This window comes from Pararhizobium sp. LjRoot238, assembly GCF_964252955.1.
Lineage (GTDB): Bacteria > Pseudomonadota > Alphaproteobacteria > Rhizobiales > Rhizobiaceae > Pararhizobium.
The window spans coordinates 2,639,782-2,657,401 of sequence record NZ_CAXUPP020000001.1 but is presented as its reverse complement, the minus strand read 5'-3'; the positions used below and the strand labels follow the sequence as shown (position 1 = coordinate 2,657,401).

At 60.3% G+C, this 17,620-nt stretch carries 23 protein-coding genes; 13 read left to right on the top strand and 10 right to left on the bottom strand.

Annotated elements, in window-relative coordinates; translation table 11 throughout:
- Positions 1-342 precede the first annotated feature (342 nt).
- The 6 genes from ACSQ3F_RS12935 to ACSQ3F_RS12910 all read left to right on the top strand — a co-directional run bounded on the left by ACSQ3F_RS12935 (position 343) and on the right by ACSQ3F_RS12910 (position 4,582).
- Positions 343-744: a hypothetical protein gene (locus ACSQ3F_RS12935; RefSeq protein WP_436100579.1), complete on the top strand. Its 402-nt coding sequence runs from the start codon at positions 343-345 to the stop codon at positions 742-744.
- On the top strand, positions 734-1,036 hold the full coding sequence (locus ACSQ3F_RS12930; RefSeq protein ID WP_436100578.1) for a hypothetical protein: 303 nt from the start codon (positions 734-736) through the stop codon (positions 1,034-1,036). The genes ACSQ3F_RS12935 and ACSQ3F_RS12930 overlap by 11 nt, the downstream gene beginning before the upstream one ends.
- Positions 1,037-1,095: 59 nt before the next feature.
- Entirely contained in the window at positions 1,096-2,253 is a 1,158-nt protein-coding gene (locus ACSQ3F_RS12925) for a PQQ-dependent sugar dehydrogenase (protein ID WP_436100577.1), read from the top strand.
- 148 nt (positions 2,254-2,401) lie between these two features.
- Positions 2,402-3,298: a DMT family transporter gene (locus tag ACSQ3F_RS12920; protein ID WP_436100576.1), complete on the top strand. Its 897-nt coding sequence runs from the start codon at positions 2,402-2,404 to the stop codon at positions 3,296-3,298.
- A gap of 512 nt (positions 3,299-3,810) precedes the next feature.
- Positions 3,811-4,026 carry a cold-shock protein gene (locus ACSQ3F_RS12915; protein WP_037098666.1) on the top strand — a complete coding sequence of 72 codons (216 nt, stop codon included), beginning with the start codon at positions 3,811-3,813 and terminating at the stop codon, positions 4,024-4,026.
- A 145-nt stretch (positions 4,027-4,171) separates the two neighbouring features.
- On the top strand, positions 4,172-4,582 hold the full coding sequence (locus ACSQ3F_RS12910) for a BA14K family protein (protein WP_436100575.1): 411 nt from the start codon (positions 4,172-4,174) through the stop codon (positions 4,580-4,582).
- 96 nt (positions 4,583-4,678) lie between these two features.
- On the opposite strand, the gene ACSQ3F_RS12905 is transcribed toward ACSQ3F_RS12910, so the two are convergent.
- From ACSQ3F_RS12905 to ACSQ3F_RS12895, 3 genes are all read right to left on the bottom strand, one after another.
- A complete protein-coding gene (locus tag ACSQ3F_RS12905) occupies positions 4,679-5,320 on the bottom strand; it encodes an MBL fold metallo-hydrolase (RefSeq protein WP_436100574.1) in 642 nt (213 codons plus the stop codon).
- A gap of 123 nt (positions 5,321-5,443) precedes the next feature.
- Positions 5,444-5,608, bottom strand: coding sequence for a hypothetical protein (locus tag ACSQ3F_RS12900; RefSeq protein ID WP_436100573.1), 165 nt, complete (start codon positions 5,606-5,608; stop codon positions 5,444-5,446).
- Between the two features lie 443 nt (positions 5,609-6,051).
- Complete coding sequence (locus ACSQ3F_RS12895; protein WP_436100572.1) at positions 6,052-6,942, bottom strand: branched-chain amino acid aminotransferase; 891 nt, start codon at positions 6,940-6,942, stop codon at positions 6,052-6,054.
- A 329-nt stretch (positions 6,943-7,271) separates the two neighbouring features.
- On the opposite strand from ACSQ3F_RS12895, the gene ACSQ3F_RS12890 reads away from it, so the two are divergent.
- Genes ACSQ3F_RS12890 through ACSQ3F_RS12880 form a run of 3 tightly spaced genes read left to right on the top strand, consistent with a single transcriptional unit; the run spans position 7,272 to position 9,852 of the window.
- Entirely contained in the window at positions 7,272-7,700 is a 429-nt protein-coding gene (locus tag ACSQ3F_RS12890) for a MarR family winged helix-turn-helix transcriptional regulator (RefSeq protein ID WP_436102139.1), read from the top strand.
- 47 nt (positions 7,701-7,747) lie between these two features.
- Complete coding sequence (locus tag ACSQ3F_RS12885; RefSeq protein ID WP_018326965.1) at positions 7,748-8,449, top strand: response regulator; 702 nt, start codon at positions 7,748-7,750, stop codon at positions 8,447-8,449.
- 23 nt (positions 8,450-8,472) lie between these two features.
- Complete coding sequence (locus tag ACSQ3F_RS12880) at positions 8,473-9,852, top strand: ATP-binding protein (RefSeq protein ID WP_436100571.1); 1,380 nt, start codon at positions 8,473-8,475, stop codon at positions 9,850-9,852.
- A gap of 18 nt (positions 9,853-9,870) precedes the next feature.
- Here the strand turns inward: ACSQ3F_RS12880 and ACSQ3F_RS12875 are convergent, their stop codons facing one another.
- The 7 genes from ACSQ3F_RS12875 to ACSQ3F_RS12845 all read right to left on the bottom strand — a co-directional run bounded on the left by ACSQ3F_RS12875 (position 9,871) and on the right by ACSQ3F_RS12845 (position 13,348).
- Entirely contained in the window at positions 9,871-10,023 is a 153-nt protein-coding gene (locus tag ACSQ3F_RS12875) for a hypothetical protein (RefSeq protein WP_436100570.1), read from the bottom strand.
- Between the two features lie 74 nt (positions 10,024-10,097).
- Complete coding sequence (locus ACSQ3F_RS12870; RefSeq protein WP_436100569.1) at positions 10,098-10,346, bottom strand: hypothetical protein; 249 nt, start codon at positions 10,344-10,346, stop codon at positions 10,098-10,100.
- Between the two features lie 61 nt (positions 10,347-10,407).
- Complete coding sequence (locus ACSQ3F_RS12865) at positions 10,408-10,965, bottom strand: protein tyrosine phosphatase (protein ID WP_436100568.1); 558 nt, start codon at positions 10,963-10,965, stop codon at positions 10,408-10,410.
- Between the two features lie 11 nt (positions 10,966-10,976).
- A complete protein-coding gene (locus tag ACSQ3F_RS12860; RefSeq protein WP_436100567.1) occupies positions 10,977-11,318 on the bottom strand; it encodes a tRNA-binding protein in 342 nt (113 codons plus the stop codon).
- Positions 11,319-11,332: 14 nt separating this feature from the next.
- The gene (gene proC / locus ACSQ3F_RS12855; RefSeq protein WP_436100566.1) at positions 11,333-12,157 is read right to left on the bottom strand and encodes a pyrroline-5-carboxylate reductase; all 825 of its coding nucleotides are present in this window, start codon (positions 12,155-12,157) and stop codon (positions 11,333-11,335) included.
- Entirely contained in the window at positions 12,154-12,654 is a 501-nt protein-coding gene (locus tag ACSQ3F_RS12850) for a YbjN domain-containing protein (RefSeq protein ID WP_037127184.1), read from the bottom strand. Before ACSQ3F_RS12850 ends, proC begins: the two co-directional genes overlap by 4 nt.
- 433 nt (positions 12,655-13,087) lie before the next feature.
- The gene (locus tag ACSQ3F_RS12845) at positions 13,088-13,348 is read right to left on the bottom strand and encodes an accessory factor UbiK family protein (RefSeq protein ID WP_436100565.1); all 261 of its coding nucleotides are present in this window, start codon (positions 13,346-13,348) and stop codon (positions 13,088-13,090) included.
- A 217-nt stretch (positions 13,349-13,565) separates the two neighbouring features.
- Between ACSQ3F_RS12845 and lgt the strand changes: the two genes are divergently transcribed.
- From lgt to ACSQ3F_RS12825, 4 genes are all read left to right on the top strand, one after another.
- Positions 13,566-14,381, top strand: coding sequence for a prolipoprotein diacylglyceryl transferase (gene lgt, locus ACSQ3F_RS12840; protein WP_436102138.1), 816 nt, complete (start codon positions 13,566-13,568; stop codon positions 14,379-14,381).
- A 9-nt stretch (positions 14,382-14,390) separates the two neighbouring features.
- Positions 14,391-15,485 (top strand): class I SAM-dependent methyltransferase, encoded by a 1,095-nt coding sequence (locus ACSQ3F_RS12835; RefSeq protein WP_436100564.1) that lies wholly within the window; start codon positions 14,391-14,393, stop codon positions 15,483-15,485.
- Positions 15,486-15,642: 157 nt separating this feature from the next.
- Positions 15,643-16,437 (top strand): peptidoglycan editing factor PgeF, encoded by a 795-nt coding sequence (gene pgeF, locus ACSQ3F_RS12830; protein ID WP_436100563.1) that lies wholly within the window; start codon positions 15,643-15,645, stop codon positions 16,435-16,437.
- Between the two features lies 1 nt (position 16,438).
- Entirely contained in the window at positions 16,439-17,590 is a 1,152-nt protein-coding gene (locus ACSQ3F_RS12825; RefSeq protein WP_436100562.1) for a M24 family metallopeptidase, read from the top strand.
- The last annotated feature ends 30 nt before the right edge of the window (positions 17,591-17,620 follow it).

Below are 17,620 nucleotides of genomic sequence, written 5' to 3'. Positions count from 1 at the left end.
AAGAGCCCGGAAATCCGGCAAAATGCGTGACCATGACAATGTTTCATCAGTCACATCACCGATTGGGGTGAATCAGTTTCTCGGCAGCGCGGCGCAGGCGCCTGAATCGACTCCATTTTTTCATGCCGGCTAAACAAGAACACGAGCAGATGGCGGCTTCGGCTGGACGCCATGTCAAAATTTTGATTTATCGTTAAAAAACAGTAACTTTGCGACATTTTTGCAACGCCTTGATTTGGTCACAACAAATGCCGCGGCCTGCCGCAATTCCGTCGTGGTGCAGCCGATTTCCGGGCCTTTTCTGATCCCATCCCGAATCCAGCCACACCGAGGGGGCACTCAATGTTCGTCGATACGGAGATCGGCACCGCGGCGCCGCGACGCCAGCACACAAGACAGCTTGAATATCTTATGGTCGCAGCGCTGATTGCCGTGACCATCGTGCTGTTTTTCGTGATGGGCTTCTTCTCGCATGCCTCCGCCGCGACAGTGGGCGACGTGGGGCAGCATGTTGCCGCCTACGTGCGCGCAAGCGGCATCGAGGCCGGTGCCATGCACACCGCCAGCCTGATCACGCCAGCGGGCCATGGGTTCGAGCTGCCACAGGCAGCGACACGTGCCGACCGGTATATCCTGATCGGCCTGACGCTGCTTGCCATCGCAATGATGGCGGCCTCCACCTTCGGCCTTTGGCGCTGGCAGATTCGCGGCCTGATGCTTGAGGCTCACCACCGTGGCCGATAGACCGGCGCCCGATCTGCGCACCGGTTTTCTGGCGCGCCTCAATATGCTGGAAACGCTCGTTTTCGCGGCGATCTGCCTCGTTGCGATCGCGGGTCTCATGCTGGTGGGCAAGGGCTTCTACATCAAAGCGAAATCAGAACTGCCGCAAATGCCGCTCAGGCGCAGCTTCGAGACGCAAACCTATCGCGAAACGAACGTCAGCCCCTGGCGTGCGAAGGCGGCATTCGTCGGGGACGCCGGTCAGCACGGCGCGCTCGGCAACAACGGTCACGTACCGGTAAAATCCGTTTGATCGCCCTTGATCCGCCGGCATCCGACCCCAGCTAGCAATAATGGCGCATGGAGGGCGAGATGGCGAGGATACGTGAGAACCTGATGAAACCGGCCGCTCTTGTGGCAATGCTTTTCTCGGCCCCGTCTCTCGCCTCCGCCCAGCAACCCGCGCAATTTTCGACGGAGAAGGCGTCGGTTCGGGTCGAAACGCTTGCCTCCGGGCTCGACAATCCCTGGTCCGTCGAAGTGATGCCTGACGGCGCCTTCATCATCACGGAGCTTGGTGGCAGCCTTCTCATCATTCGCGACGGCAAGGCATCGTCGCCGATCGGCGGCGTTCCGAAGAGCGCGCGCCAAGGGCAAGGCGGGCTTCTCGATGTCGCGCTCGATCCTGGCTTTGAAACCAACCGCACGCTTTTCCTGTCGATGGCGGTCGCGGATGGTAGCCGCTATGGAACGGCAATTATGCGGGGCATGCTTTCAAAGGACGGAAAGAACCTGACCGGCGTCAAGGAACTCTTCCGGATGAACAAATTCACCGGCAAGGGCCAGCATTTCGGATCGCGTATCGCGATTGCCTCCGACGGCAGCCTGTTCTTCGGCATCGGCGATCGCGGCGAGCGGGATCGGGCACAGGACATGCGCGATCATGCGGGTTCCATTCTGCACATCAACCCGGACGGCAGCATCCCCGCGGACAACCCTTACAAGGATGGCAAGACCGGGCTCCCCGAGGTCTGGTCCAAGGGTCACCGCAATCCGCAGGGCATTGTCATCGATCCCCAAAATGGGCAGTTGCTGACCGTCGAGCACGGCGCGCGCGGTGGCGATGAAGTCAACGCGCCGCAGCCCGGCCTGAACTACGGCTGGCCGGTCATCACCTATGGCAAGGACTATTCCGGCGCCGAGATTGGCGTCGGCCAGGCGGCGGAGGGCTACGAGCAGCCGCTCTACTATTGGGATCCCTCCATCGCGCCGGGCGCGATCGACGTCTATCACGGCGCGATGTTCCCGCAATGGGAGGGCGATATCTTGGTATCGGCGCTGAAATACCAGTTGCTGGCGCGGCTGGAGCGGGATGAAAGCGGCAAGATCGTCTCGGAGGAACGCCTGTTCGAAGGCGAATTCGGCCGTATCCGCGACGTCAAGGTGGCGCCGGACGGCGCGGTGCTTCTGGTGACGGATGGAGACGATGGCCGGCTGCTGCGTATCTCCGCGGCGGACAAGAAAAGCTGACAGGACCTTATTTTTCGCCTCAAGCAGCGCACTTGCCCAAATTTAATGCAGCTGCTACCTGACTGCCGAACAAATCATATTCTCTGGCGTGCATGATCCTGCCTGTCGTTCCGATGCGAGGCTGTGCCGCGCTTTCAGGAACCGCATCGTGACCCGCATCCAGGCCAATCTCTTCCTGCTCTTTTCCGGCGCCATCTGGGGCGCGGGCTTCGTCGCGCAATCGACGGCGATGGATGCGATCGGCCCCCTCTGGTTCATCGGCCTGCGCTTTGCCATCGCCACCGCGGTCGCAGCACCACTGGCGCTCTGGGAAGCCCGCAAGGCGCACCGGCCGATGCCGAAATCGAGCATCGGCAACTTCATCTGGATCGGGCTTGCACTCTTTGCCGGCGCCGCCACCCAGCAGATCGGCCTTTTGACGACCAGCGTCACCAATTCGGGTTTCCTCACCGGGCTCTACGTCGTTTTCGTGCCGATGCTGACCGTCATCTTCCTGCGCAGGAAGCCGCACTGGATCATCTGGCCGGCCGCCTTCACGGCGACGTTCGGAATTTTCCTCCTGAGCGGCGGCGAGCTTGCGCGCCTCACGAGCGGCGATGTCCTGACGATCGTCTGCGCGATGTTCTGGGCCGTCCAACTCATGCTGGTCGGCATCTTTGCCGGCAGCACCGGCCGGCCGATGGCCCTCTCGATGACCCAGTTCGCCGTCTGCGCCGTCCTCGGCTGCGCAGCCGGTGCCCTCTTCGAGCCGCTCGATCTTACCGCCGTCACGAACTCGCTGCCGGAAATCCTCTATGCCGGCTTCTTTTCCAGCGGCATCGGCTTCATCTGCCAGGTGGTCGGCCAGCGCTATACGAGCGCGCCGCAGGCGGCGATCTTCCTGTCGAGCGAAGCGCTGTTCGCCGCCCTGTTCGGCGTGCTGCTGCTCGGTGAGACGATCACCCCGGTCGGCTATATCGGCTGCGCGATCATTTTCGCGGCCATGCTGATCGTGGAGATCATACCCGAACTGACGAAGCCGAAGGCCGTTGCCGCCGAAGCCTGATTTAGGCGCTTTTTGTCGAGTAACGGTGCAACGCGCCACGTTTTATCTAACGGTCAATATTTAGCGAAGCCTTCTAAGCAATGCTGGGCTTCTTGGCGTTCTGCGACATATCATGACGCAAACAGCCTAAAAAACATGCAACGAGACACAAATCACAACATTTTCAATAGCTTGCAATATATCAGTAGAAAAATCATATTTTTCAGCAGTTGATTGCTTTTTGAACAAACCAAATAGGCGCACTTGTTTCAAAAAACTTTTGCTTGCCAATTTAAAATAAACACAGCAAGCTTATCGGGTTCGGGCAATTTGCGAACACGGGAAGACCTTTAAATAATGCGCGCCGGGCACGCAAAATGTACCGGGCAGTCGGGCAAAGACAGAGTTTTTCGATGGCTGGCTGCAATTACAGGACCCTTTCCTCATAGTCGAGAACTGCCTGCCGCACGCCCTTTGGGCAAACATTGTAATGCTGCCCGCCGCATCCGGGCAGGGGAAAAAGGACCTGACGCATGGCCGAGACTGGCATTGTTAAATTCTTCAACACCGACAAGGGCTTTGGCTTCATCAAACCCGATAACGGTGGCGCCGACATCTTCGTGCATATCTCCGCAGTACAGGCCTCTGGCCTGAATGGACTGTCGGAAAATCAGAAGGTCAGCTTCGACACGGAACCGGATCGCCGCGGCAAAGGCCCGAAGGCGGTCAACCTGCAGGTCTCGGGCTAAGCCGCCGAGCCAAGACGGACAGATTCAAGCTGAAGCCCGGCCTCGCTGCCGGGTTTTTTCATTCACCCTGCGTTCAGTTTCGCCATAATAGTCTGTTTGCATTACCAAGGACTGAAATGGTCCGGCCCAAAACAGGATCGAAACAATGAACAAAATTGTCAAAGCTGCCGTTCTTGCCCTTGCTACCGCAGCAACCGTCATCCCGACAGTAACGTCTGCGCAGGCCGAAGACTGGGGCCGCCGCCATCGCCACGGCAACGGTGATGCCGTTGCAGCTGGCGCTCTTGGTCTTGCCACAGGCGTGATCATCGGCGGCGCCATCGCCAGCCAGCCGCGCTACCAGGAACGGGTCTATGTCGATCCGGAGCCCGAATATTACGAACCGCGCCCGGTCTATCGCCGCGCCCGCCCGGTCGTCGTTGAAACGTATGGCGAACTGGAGCCCTGGACCCCCGGTTGGTACCGCTATTGCTCGCAGCGCTATCGCTCGTTCGATTCCCAGTCCGGCACATTCGTCGGTTATGACGGCAGAGAGTATTTCTGCAAGGCCGGCTAAAACCGCACTATCATTTGAGAAAAAGGCACGCGCCGATCGGCACGTGCCTTTTTTGCTGTCCTGTTTTCGGTGGCTCGGCGCAGTTCCCCCGTTCGGCTACAGCCCGCGAAGATAGGGGTTGGTGCGGCGCTCCTCGCCGATCTGGCCCCCCGGCCCGTGGCCGCAGATGAAACCGACGCTATCGCCGAGCGGCAGGATCTTGTCGCGGATCGAATCAAGAAGTTGCTGGTGGTTACCGCCGGGAAGATCGGTGCGGCCGATCGAGCCGTGAAACAGGACGTCGCCGACATGGGCGAAACCCTGTTTGCGGTTGAAATAGACCACATGGCCGGGCGCATGGCCGGGGCAATGCAGCACCTCGAAGACGTGATCGCCGAAGGACACGGTATCCCCCTCCTCCAGCCACCGGTCCGGCAGCACATTCTCGACCTTCATCGCCAGCCCGTATTTCTCCGCCTGCGCCTCGAGCCTCTCGAGCAGCGGCTGGTCGTCTTTGTGCGGTCCGATGATATCGAGGTTCAGGGCTTTCTTGAGCTCCTTGGCACCACCGGCGTGATCAATATGGCCGTGGGTCAGCCAGATCGCCTTCAGCGTGATGCCGTTTTCCTTGATGGTCTGGAGGATGACATCGACGTCCCCGCCGGGATCGACGATCACGCCCTCCTTCGTGTCGGTATCGAACAACACCGTGCAGTTCTGCTGGAAATGGGTAACCGGAATGATGCCCGCCTGTAACATGCCGCCTCGCTGCGAAACTCTGATACGAAGCATATAGGACGGACAGGGTGTAATGAAAACGGTCAATCGCGCAGCACCGGCTTGCGAGACCACCAGCGCTGCCACAGCGCCGGACAAGCCGCTCTAACGAGCTTCGGCGACTTCGACAGAGGCCGGCAGCGGGGCCTGCAAGTTGATCGTTGTCATCAGCAGGGCGAAAACCGCAAGCTTGGCGGCGACGACGGTGATAACGACGGGGCGCAACTGGCGGGCAGTCGAATTCAAGTCCTGGGCGATATCCTGTTGCATCTCAATATCCTCTCTGTTGGCGTCTAAACCCCGCCATTGCTCGGATGGTTCCGGGAAAAGCGGAACAATTCCAGTATTTTGCATTATCCGGATATTCGCAGTTCCATAGGGAACACCGGCAGAGTGCGCGGCTACGCCACGTAGTGCAACGGGGGGACGTCCAGTCACGCAACGGTCAAATGACCGCTGGAGAAGCCAGAGAAGGCGAGAATTTTGAGGCAGTTGGCAAACGATGAGCCGTTTCGTCACGCAGTTGATCGCCGGCGCGGCGGGCGGCAACGCTGGCGCGGTTCTCAAGCAACAGGCGCTCAGCGCCATTGCGCGCATCGCCGGCCTCAGCGGCGGGTTCCGCGTTCAGATGCTGAACCCATGCAGAGGATCATTTTCCGCGATAAATGAAAGGCGGCGCTCAAAGCCGCCTTTTTCAGTTTATAGCAAACCCATCATTCGGCGGCAGCGGCCACCGGATAGACTTCCTTCGTGTAATCGTTCATCAGCGTCTCGGAAATCGCGGCGGGCTTGAACGTATAGGGGCCGATTTCGGAGACCGGCGTCACTTCAGCCGCCGATCCGGTCAGGAAGCACTCGGTGAAGCCTGCGAGTTCTTCCGGCATGATCGCCCGCTCGACCACCTCATAGCCCCGGCGCTGGGCAAGTTCGATGACCGTCTGGCGGGTGATACCGTTGAGGAAGCAGTCCGGCAGCGGCGTGTGGATGACGCCGTCCTTGACGAAGAAGATGTTGGCACCGGTCGCCTCGGCGACCTGGCCGCGATAGTCGAGCATCATCGCATCCGCATAGCCCTTGGCTTCGGCGGCATGCTTGGAGATGGTGCAGATCATGTAAAGCCCGGCGGCCTTGGAGGCGCAGGGCGCAGTCTTCGGGTCCGGACGGTGATATTCGGCGATATCGAGGCGGATCCCTTTTAGCTTTTCGGCCGGGTTGAAATAGCTGCCCCACTGCCAGATGGCGATGGCGACGTTGATGCGGTTGTTCTGGGCCGAGACGCCCATCGACTCCGAACCGCGCCAGGCGATTGGCCGGACATAGGCTTCAGAAAAGCCCTGGCGTTTCAAAAGCTCGATCGTTGCCGCGTCCAGTTCCTCGACCGAATAGGGAACGGTGAAGCCGAGGATTTCGGCCGACTTGTGCAGGCGCTGATTGTGCTCGGTCAGCTTGAAGACGCGGCCGCCATAGGCGCGCTCGCCTTCGAAGACGGCGCTGGCATAGTGCAGGCCGTGCGTGAGCACATGGATCTTGGCGTCCTTCCAATCGACGAATTCACCGTTGAACCAGATCTGACCGTCCAACTGATCAAAGGGAACTGCTGCCATCGTCTCATCCTCCGGCGCGTAAACGCCATTCTTTGCGTTGATTGTCTTTCCTGTTTCAGTTTTACCGTCAAACTGGAGCAAGGAAAATCAGTTTTGGTGATTTTGGATTGGCGATCAGAGCGGCACGGCCTATCTTCAATGACAGGCCAGCGTCGAATGTTCGCCCTTCTGAGGTCAAGACGCTTACCAATGGTGAAAAAATATGTCAACATAGCTGACATATTTTTTCGAAAGTTTCGCAAAGTGCGTTGCAATTGAAAGGAAATGACGGCGTGGCAGGACAGCCGAACCAGAAGGCCGATACAGACATCTCTCCGGCCGGGATAGACATGACGGACGCGGTGGACTTTGAAATCATCGAGTTGTTCTTCTTCGCCTATCGGGATTTCACCTCCGATCCGGACGTGATTCTCGAAAAACGCGGCTTCGGGCGGGCGCATCACCGCGTGCTGCACTTCGTCGACCGCGAACCCGGCATGACCGTTGCCGATCTGCTCGACACGTTGAGGATCACCAAGCAAAGCCTTGCCCGTGTTTTGAAACAGCTCATCGATTCAGGGTATATTCACCAAGTTGCCGGACCGGAGGATCGCAGGCAGCGCAAGCTCTATACAACAAAGGAAGGCAAGACTCTGGCGAGGGCCTTGGCCGAGCCACAGTCGCGGCGCATAGCCGAAGCCCTGGCCAAAACCGGCCCCGGCGCCCGCGACATGATCAAGCGCTTCCTTGCCGGCATGAAGACCGCCGACGAAAACTGAAATCCCGGCTTGCCGAGCCGGCAGCGACAAGACAGGGCATACGAGAGATGACAAAGACGACGAGGATCGACGACGATGCCGCCCATCTTCTGGTAGTCGATGACGACCGCCGCATCCGCGATCTTCTGAACCGCTACCTGATGGAAAAGGGCTTTCGCGTGACCACGGCAGCGGATGCGGGCGAGGCGCGCCGAAAGCTCGAAGGCATAGATTACGACCTGTTGATCGTCGATGTGATGATGCCCGGTGAAACCGGAATTTCGCTGACCCAGAGCCTGCGCAAGATCAAGACCGTACCGGTGATCATGCTGACGGCGCTGGCGGAATCGAACGCCCGCATCGAGGGCCTGGAAGCCGGCGCCGACGACTACCTGCCAAAGCCCTTCGATCCACGCGAACTGGTGCTGCGCATCAACAACATCCTGCGGCGCAACGCGCCCGCCAAGGCCCCGAAGATCGAACAGGTGATTTTCGGCCCCTTCACTTTCTCCGTCGTGCGCAAGGAATTGCGCCGGGGCGCAGACCATATTCGCCTCACCGACCGGGAACAGGAAATCATGATGCTGTTCTCCCAGCGCGCCGGCGAAACCATTCCACGCCATGAACTGGTGAGCGACGACGCCGAGGTCGGCGAACGGACAATCGATGTGCAGATCAACCGCCTGCGTCGCAAGATCGAGGACGACCCGTCAAACCCCGTCTGGCTGCAGACGGTGCGCGGCATTGGCTATCGGCTAAGCGTGGACTAGCGAAATGATCCGGCTGGGTTTTCATGACGAGCTTTGATATCCTGCGGCGCCATCGGACGCAAACGGGCGACAAGAGCTGGAATCGCGCCGTGCGCTGGCTGCGGCGGCAATTGCCGATGGGGCTCTACGCCCGCTCGCTGCTGATCGTCATCATTCCCATGGTCCTGTTGCAGTCGGTCGTCGCCTTCGTGTTCATGGAGCGGCACTGGCAGCTCGTCACCCAGCGACTGTCGGCGGCCGTCACCGGCGATATCGCCGCCGTTATCGACCTGATCGATGCGATGCCGCAGAGCGACTATTCCACCATCGTGCGGATCGCCCGAGAAAGACTAGACCTCAACGTCTCGATCGAGCCGGATGGCGAACTGCCTTCGCCGCGCCCAAAACCCTTCTTCGAGATCCTCGACCAGATCCTCAGCGAAGAGATTTCCAACAATATCCGCCTGCCCTTCTGGATCGATACGGTTGGCAACTCCGACCTTGTCGAAGTCCGAATCAAGCTCGTCGATGATCGCATCCTCAGGGTCTATGCGCGCCGCAGCCAGGCCTATGCCTCCAACACCCATATCTTCATCGTCTGGATGGTCGGCGCCTCGCTGGTGCTTTTGACCATCGCCATCCTCTTCCTGCGCGGGCAGATCCGGCCGATCCTGGCGCTCGCCAGGGCGGCGGAGAGTTTCGGCAAAGGCCAGAAGATCGACGATTTTTCGCCGCGCGGTGCCGACGAAATCCGCCGCGCCGGCCTTGCATTCATCCAGATGCGCGAGCGCATCGAACGCCAGATCGAGCAGCGAACGGCAATGCTCACCGGCGTCAGCCACGATCTTCGCACCATCCTCACCCGCTTCAAGCTGCAACTGGCGCTGGCCGGCGACAGCGCCGATCTCGACAATCTTAACCAGGACGTCGAGGATATGCAGAGTATGCTCGAAGGATATCTTTCCTTTGCGCGCGGCGAGGCCGAGGAAGACGTCGGCGAACTGAAGCTGCACGACCTGATGAACCGGCTGACGCTGGAAGCCGAACTGCAGGGGAAGACCGTGACGACCACGATCGAGGGCGACGACAATGTTCGCGTGCGCCCCAATGGCTTCACCCGGCTGGTCGCCAACCTCGCCTCGAATGCCTACCGCTATGCCAATACCGTCCATATCGACGCCAAGCACAGCACCAAGTGGATCACGGTCACAGTGGACGATGACGGCCCGGGCATTCCGGAATCGTCGCGTGATGACGTCTTCAAGCCGTTCTTCCGGCTCGACGAGGCGCGCAATCTCGACAGTTCGGGAACAGGCCTCGGGCTCGCCATCGCCCGCGACATCGCCCGCAGCCATGGCGGCGACGTCACGCTATCGGACAGTCCATTGGGCGGATTGAGGGCGGTGGTCAGGGTGCCGGCGTAAGTCAGCGATCCCCATGAGTTATTCGGACACGTATTTGTGGATGATGGAGTTGATCAGCGTTTGATAGGGGATGCCTTCCTGCAGGGCGCGCGACTTCAGCCGCGCGAGATCGCCTTTTGAAACCCGCAGCGAAATCTTTTCACGATCGTCGCTGAATGCTGCCTGCGCCATCGTCTCGAGTTCTTTACGACGGTCGGCCGTCAACCGACTAACGGGAAGCGCCCTGTCATTCTCCAGGGCTTCGATCAGCCCTGCTTCTTCGTCGTCGATATAGGCACCGATTTCAGGCGAACATAGGGAACGGCATCGACATACCCCGAGAATAGAACGACGAGCATTCGCTGGTTGGGATACTTCTCGACATTCGGATGCTCGATATCGTCCAGCAAGCCCCCAGCATCGATCGCAGCAACAATGTCCTCAAAACAGATATGCCTGTCCGAATGCTCCTTCAGGGCACGGTTTTTCTCGATGCTCCAAAGGAATTTCGGCATGACCTATTGTATGGACAGAGTATGGCTTGTCAAATCTATCCTTGCAGGTGCGAATTCGCAGTCAGCGCGAATAGCCGCCGGTCATCCCGCGCCGCGCGTTGAACCGGTGCCAGGCATCGATGCGCTTGGGATGACGGTCCCGCATCGCGTCGAGCGGGGCAAGAAGCCGCCCTTCCCGTTGCCAGTGCGCATCGAAAATCTCGATGATGCGGCGGTTTGGCCAGGGCTTGTTGACGATCGACAGCAGGGCCTCGAAAGCCTCAGCTTCCCGCCCCGCGCCGAAACGGTGGGCGATGATGCCATAGGCGAAGGCGGTGGAGCGGCTGACGCCCGCATGGCAATGCACGAGGATGCGGCTGTCATGCTGCTCGATGGCCGGAAGTACAAGGTCGAAAAACGCCGTTATCGTTTCGGGAAAATGGCCGGTGGCCAGCGCGTTTTCCTGGTCGCGCAGCCGCGCGACATGGTGCGTCGCGCCGGAAATGCGTGGAACATGTTCTTCCGCCAGTTCCGGATCGAGGAGCGAGACGACGTGCGTGGCCGACCAATCGCCGGCAACCATAGCCGCGTCGCGCAGGCAGGTGACACGGACGAATTCGCTGATAGCATTCATGTCCATCGATGAAATCCCTACAGCATCTTCTTGCCGTTCGGCACCGGCTTGTCCACGGCAGTGAGAACAATGTCGCCGTTTTCGTCCTCGAAACCAAGCGTCAAGACTTCCGAGCGGAACGGGCCGATCTGGCGTGGCGGGAAGTTGACGACGCCGAGCACCTGGCGGCCGATCAAGCTTTCGAGGGTGTAATGCACGGTGATCTGCGCAGAGGATTTTTTGAGCCCGATCTCGGGACCAAAATCGATAACGATCTTGAAGGCGGGCTTACGCGCCTCTGGAAAGGGCGAAGCCTCGATGACGGTGCCGGCGCGAATATCGACGCGCTCGAAATCGGCGTAGGCGATGGTCTCGGTCATGAAACTATCCCGAATTAACCGGCCAGCTCTTCCGCCCGCTTGCGGGCTGCGGCAATCGCCTTGTCGAACAGCGGCTGCATGCCGTCATCGGCCATGAGGATGTTGAGGGCAGCAGCCGTCGTTCCGCCCGGGGACGTCACGTTCTGGCGCAGTTTCGAGGCGTCATCGGGGGACTGGTGCAGCAGTTCACCAGCCCCCGCGACGGTTTCCCGCGCAAGCCGCATGGCGAGGTCCGCCTGAAGACCGGCCTTGCGGCCGGCTTCCGCCATGCACTCGACGAGATAAAAGACATAGGCCGGGCCACTGCCCGACACGGCCGTGACCGCATCGATATCGGCTTCGGTTTCGACCCATTCGACCGGGCCGCTGACTTTCAGGAGATTGTGGACGAGATCGCGCTGGTCCGACGACACGGCCGCATTGGCAAAAGCGCCAGTGACGCCGCGACCGATCATCGCCGGCGTGTTCGGCATGGCACGGACCATGGCGGCGTCGCCCAGATGAGACCGCATGAAGCCGAGCGTCGTTCCGGCGGCAACCGAAACGATCACCGTCTCGGGCCCGACAAGACCCTTGAGCGGCGGCAGCACGGTTGCCATCATCTGCGGCTTGACCGCGAGGAAAAGAACGCCGGCCTTCAGGTCTGCAGGCGCAGCGGTTTCGTGGCGCGCGCCGTTGTCGGCGATCAGCTTTGCCATGGCCGGCGATGGGCCGGGATCGATGACGAGGATATTGGCGCCCGGAATGCCGCTTTTCAGCCAACCGGCAAGCATAGCGCCGCCCATGTTACCTGCGCCGACAAGAACGATCGGTCCGGCAGCATTCACAGTCATCGTCATGCCTCTCCGACAGTTTCGAACATCACCGCTTCGACCGCGCTCTGTGCATCGATACCGGACCAGACAACGAACTGAAAGGCCTGGAAATAGGATTCGCAGGCTTCGAGCGCGCTGGACAACAGCACTTCGACCTGCTGGTTGGTCGGCTCGGCGCCGCCGGCGAGCAGAAGCGACTGGCGGAAGATTACCACATCTTCCTGGCGCCAGAGATCGAAATGTCCCATCAGCACCTGCCCGTTGATATGGGAGAGCAGCCGGATCACTTCGTTGACACGGGTTTCGGGAACCTTGATGTCGAACGCGCAAGCGAGATGCAGCGCCTCGAATTCCTCCATCCAGGAGAAGGAGACATGATAGTCGGTCCACTTGCCCTCGACCGTCATGGCGATCTCGTCTTCGCCTGAGCGCTCGAAACACCAATCATTGTTGGCTGCGACGAACTCGATCATGTCGACCGGGTTCGATTGGCGCTCCAGTTCCAGTTCCATCAGGCTCATGCATCACCCCAAAAGTCCCGGTGCAGACATGCGTCGTCGCGCTCACACACGAAGGCTGCAAACTCAAACACCAGAAACGAACACTTATGATTGCCGGAAACACGACTATCCTGACTGACTTACCCTGTCTGGAGCTTGCGTGATCCGTTTCGAATCATCATTTAAAATCAGTGTATAATGCCGGAGTCTGCATGAAAGCCCCCTGCGCGAAAAATAGCGCCGGCGGTTGTGGATAGGCTCTCTCAAATTGATTCAGCGCCGGTTCATAAGCGACTCTGCCGTAAGCATTTTTTGACAGTGTCCACAGGGTGAAAAATTTATGAAAAATGCTGTTGAGACCGCGCTCAAGGACAGGCGCGCTGTGCCAGTCCGGGACGCACGCGCAAAAAGCGAGCAAAAGCGGCGGCGCAATCAGCCCGCCGCCCTCGAATCTTTATTTTCCAGCCTCGGACAGGCGCGCTTCGAGCGCTGCGATCCGGGCCAGAAGTGCGTCGTTTTCCTCGCGCGCTTTCAGGGCCATCTCCCTGACCGCCTCGAACTCCTCGCGCTTGACGATATCCATCGAATTCAGCAGGCGTTCGCCCTGGGCGCGGAAGACGGCTTCCATCTCACGCCGCACGCCCTGAGCGGCGCCGGCAGCGTCCGTCATCAGCTTGGCGAAGTCATCCAGAATGCGGTTTGTGCCTGTGCTCATCGTCTTTGTCTCCGATCCTCGCGTCATTGCCTGCCATTGCAGGCTTGAGAAAGGAGGTAGGAGGACAGGCGGGCCGATGCAAGGAAAAATACCGGGATGACCGCCTTTCCTTCACCGGACGCGCCTTGACCCTGTCTTGCCGGAGCCCCATGTTCCGCCAAACAACAGACCGGACTGAAGCAAGACCTTGGAAACAATACCCACACTCTTCTCGATCATGCCCTTCCCGGATATCGATCCGGTGCTGATTTCCATCGGCCCCTTGCAGATTCACTGGTACGGCCTTGCCTATGTGGCGGGCATTCTGATCGGCTGGCAATATGCGCGCAGGCTGGCGCGCAATGCGTCCCTGTGGCGCAATGAGACGCCGGCTATCACCGAAGCCCAGCTCGATGATTTCCTGCTCTGGGTCGCTGCCGGCATCGTCGTCGGCGGGCGCATCGGCTATATCCTGTTCTACGATCTTCAAAGCGTGCTGCAGAACCCGATCCGGGCGCTGGAAATATGGAACGGCGGCATGTCCTTCCATGGTGGCCTGCTCGGCACGATGATTGCGATGATGCTGTTTGCCCGCCGCAACAAAATTGCCGTCTGGAGCCTTTTCGACGTCGTCTCGGCGGTCGTGCCGATCGGCCTCTTCTTCGGGCGGATCGCCAACTTCATCAATGGCGAACTCTGGGGCCGGCTGTCGTCCATGCCCTGGGCAGTGATCTTTCCGACCGGCGGTCCCTTTGCCCGCCATCCGAGCCAGCTCTATGAGGCCGCACTCGAGGGCCTCGTGCTGTTGACGATTCTGGCCATCATGATCTTCCGCCGCCACGCGCTCAAAACGCCGGGCCTGGTCTGCGGCGTCTTTATCGCCGGATACGGCTTAGCCCGCATCTTCATCGAATTCTTCCGCGAGCCGGATGCGCAGATCGGCTACCTCCTCGGCGGCTGGCTCACCATGGGCATGCTCCTTTCGCTGCCGATGGTCTTCATCGGCCTCTGGGCAATTGCGCGCGCCCGCCGCGCAAGTGCTGCAACCGTGTGAGAGGGCCGCATGACGACGCTTCTTGCAGAAAAGATCAAGGCCATCATTCTCGCCAACGGCCCGATCAGCGTGACCGACTATTTCTCGCTCTGCCTGGCTGACCCGGAATACGGCTATTACAAGACACGCGAACCCTTCGGCCGGTCCGGAGACTTCATCACGGCGCCGGAGATCAGCCAGCTGTTCGGCGAGATGATGGGCATCTTCCTCGTCCAGGCCTGGCAGCGGCACGGCGAGCCGACGCCGGTCAATATCGCCGAGATCGGCCCGGGCCGCGGCACGATGATGGCGGACATCCTGCGCGTCGTCGCAAAGCTGTCGCCGGCGCTTTACGAGGCCGCCAATGTCCATCTGGTGGAAACCAGCGAACGGCTGCAGAAGGTCCAGAGCCAGACGCTGGTCGCGCACAAGTTCAAGATTTCCTGGCACGACAGTTTCGACACGCTGCCGGACGGTTTTCTGCTTTTGGCGGCCAACGAGCTTTTCGATGCCATTCCCATCCGCCAGTTCGTCAAGACTGCGCAAGGGTTCCGGGAAAGGCTTGTCGGCCTCGATGCAGACGGCGAACTGACTTTTGCCGCTGGCGTCGCCGGCATCGATCCGGCTCTGCTGCCGCCGGCCGCCGCAAACGCCCCGCCTGGCACCGTTTTCGAGATCGCCCCGGCCCGCGACGCCGTGATGACGACACTTTGCGAACGCATCAAGGCAAGCGGCGGCACTGCGGTCATCATCGATTATGGTCATATCGCGACAGGTCTCGGCGACACATTGCAGGCGGTGCGCGAGCATCAATTCGATCCACCGCTCAAACATCCCGGCGAAGCCGACATCACCAGCCATGTCGATTTCGAGCAGCTTGCCCGGCGCGCCGCAACGGAAGGCCTGCAGATCAACGGGCTGACCTATCAGGGCGACTTTCTGTTGGCACTCGGCCTTGCCGAACGCGCCGCAGCGCTTGGCCGCGACAAGGACATGGAGACCCAGGAAAACATTCGCGCGGACGCAGAAAGGCTGGCTGGAGCCGGCGAAGGAAAGATGGGCGAACTGTTCAAGGTCCTCGTCGTCAGCAGCCCGAATGTGGCTCTCGTGCCCTTCCAGAAATAGCTGCCGGCAGGAACCGGTGGCGACACCTGCTGTCGTTTCGATGGATTGACAGAGGCGGCCCCTGAGGCCAACATCCGGCCAAATCAGCCGGGTCGACAAATCCAACATGCCCGGAAAACCCACCGTATCGCAGCATTTCGAAAGGGCAAAACCACCGATGAAGGATGATGCCCTGCCCTTGCCTGTGCAAAGCCCGCTTCTCTCGGAACGGGCGGGAAACGCTGTAAAACATGGCTATTTCACCCGTGCAGGCGGCGTTTCGGAAGGTATTTATCGGGGCCTGAATGTCGGCCTTGGCTCCAACGACGAACGCTCCAAGGTCCAGGAAAACCGCGCACGCGTCAGCGCATGGTTCGGCGCGGTGCCGCAAAAGCTGGCAACGGTGCATCAGGTCCATTCGCCCGACGCTGTCATTGTCGATGGCAGCTATGACGGCACGCGGGCACCGGCCGACGCGCTTGTGACGGCGACTCCAGGTCTGGTGATCGGCGTGCTTTCGGCCGATTGCGGCCCGGTTCTTTTCGCCGACGCCGAAGCGGGGGTCGTCGGTGCTGCGCATGCCGGCTGGAAGGGTGCGCTTGGCGGCGTGCTCGAAAGCACCATCGACGCGATGATCTCGCTCGGCGCCCGCCGCGAAAACATCATCGCCAGTCTTGGCCCCTCGATCAGCCGGCGGAACTACGAGGTCGGTTCCGAGTTCGTCGAGCGGTTTCTCGAACAGGACCCCGGCTATGAGATCTTCTTCGCCCCCTCGCCGCGCAAGGGCCACGCCATGTTCGATCTGCCCGGGCTGACGATCAAGCGGCTGACCGAGGCGGACGTCACGGCGGAAAATCTCGACATTTGCACCTATGCGGACGAGGAGCGCTTCTTCTCCTACCGCCGAACCACCCATCGCAGCGAACCGGACTACGGCCGGCAAATCTCTGCAATATCCATTCGGGAGGCATGACATGGCACTACATTTCACGCAGGACGAATTCGCGAGCCGTCTGGAGCGGCTGACGACAAGGATGAAGGAGGAAAAGCTTGCCGCCGTGCTGCTGTTCGCGCAGGAAAGCATGTACTGGCTGACCGGCTACGATACCTTCGGTTACTGCTTCTTCCAGACGCTGGTGGTGAAGGCCGATGGATCGATGGTGCTGCTCACCCGCTCGGCCGACCTGCGCCAGGCCAAGCACACCTCGAACATCGAAAGGGTCGAGGTCTGGGTTGACCGCGTCAATGCCGATCCGACGATGGACCTGAAGAACCTCTTAAGCGATCTAGACCTGCTCGGCACGCGCATCGGCATCGAATACGACACGCATGGCATGACCGGCCGCATCGCCCGCCTGCTCGATCATCAGCTGACGAGCTTCGGTGAACTGGTCGATGCTTCGCTGCTGGTCAGCCGTCTGCGCCTGATCAAGAGCCCGGCGGAAATCCTCCATGTCGAGAAGGCCGCAAGCCTTGCCGACGACGCGCTCGACGCCGCCCTTCCGCTGATCCACGCGGGCGGCAGCGAAGCCGGTATTCTGGCGGCCATGCAGGGCGCGGTCTTTGCCGGCGGCGGCGACTATCCGGCCAACGAATTCATCATCGGTTCGGGCGCCGATGCGCTTCTGTGCCGCTACAAGGCCGGGCGCCGGGCGCTCGACGCGCAGGACCAGCTGACACTGGAATGGGCAGGCGTCAGCGCCCACTATCACGCGGCGATGATGCGCACGGTCGTGATCGGCGAGCCGACCAACCGTCACCGCGAACTCTACAGCGCCTGCCGCGAGACGATCCAGGCGATCGAGATGGTCCTGCGGCCCGGCAACACCTTCGGCACGGTGTTCGACATCCACTCCAAGATCATGGACGAGCGCGGCCTTGCCCGCCATCGGCTGAACGCCTGCGGCTATTCGCTCGGCGCCCGCTTCTCGCCCTCGTGGATGGAGCACCAGATGTTCCACATCGGCAATCCGCAGGAGATCGAACCGAACATGTCCCTGTTCGTGCACATGATCATCATGGATTCGGACAGCGGCACGGCAATGACCCTCGGTCAGACCTACCTGACGACAGAAGGCGCGCCGAAGGCTCTGTCACGCTACGGACTGGACTTCATAACTGCTTAGGAAAATTGATCTACCGTTCGCGGGATAGGC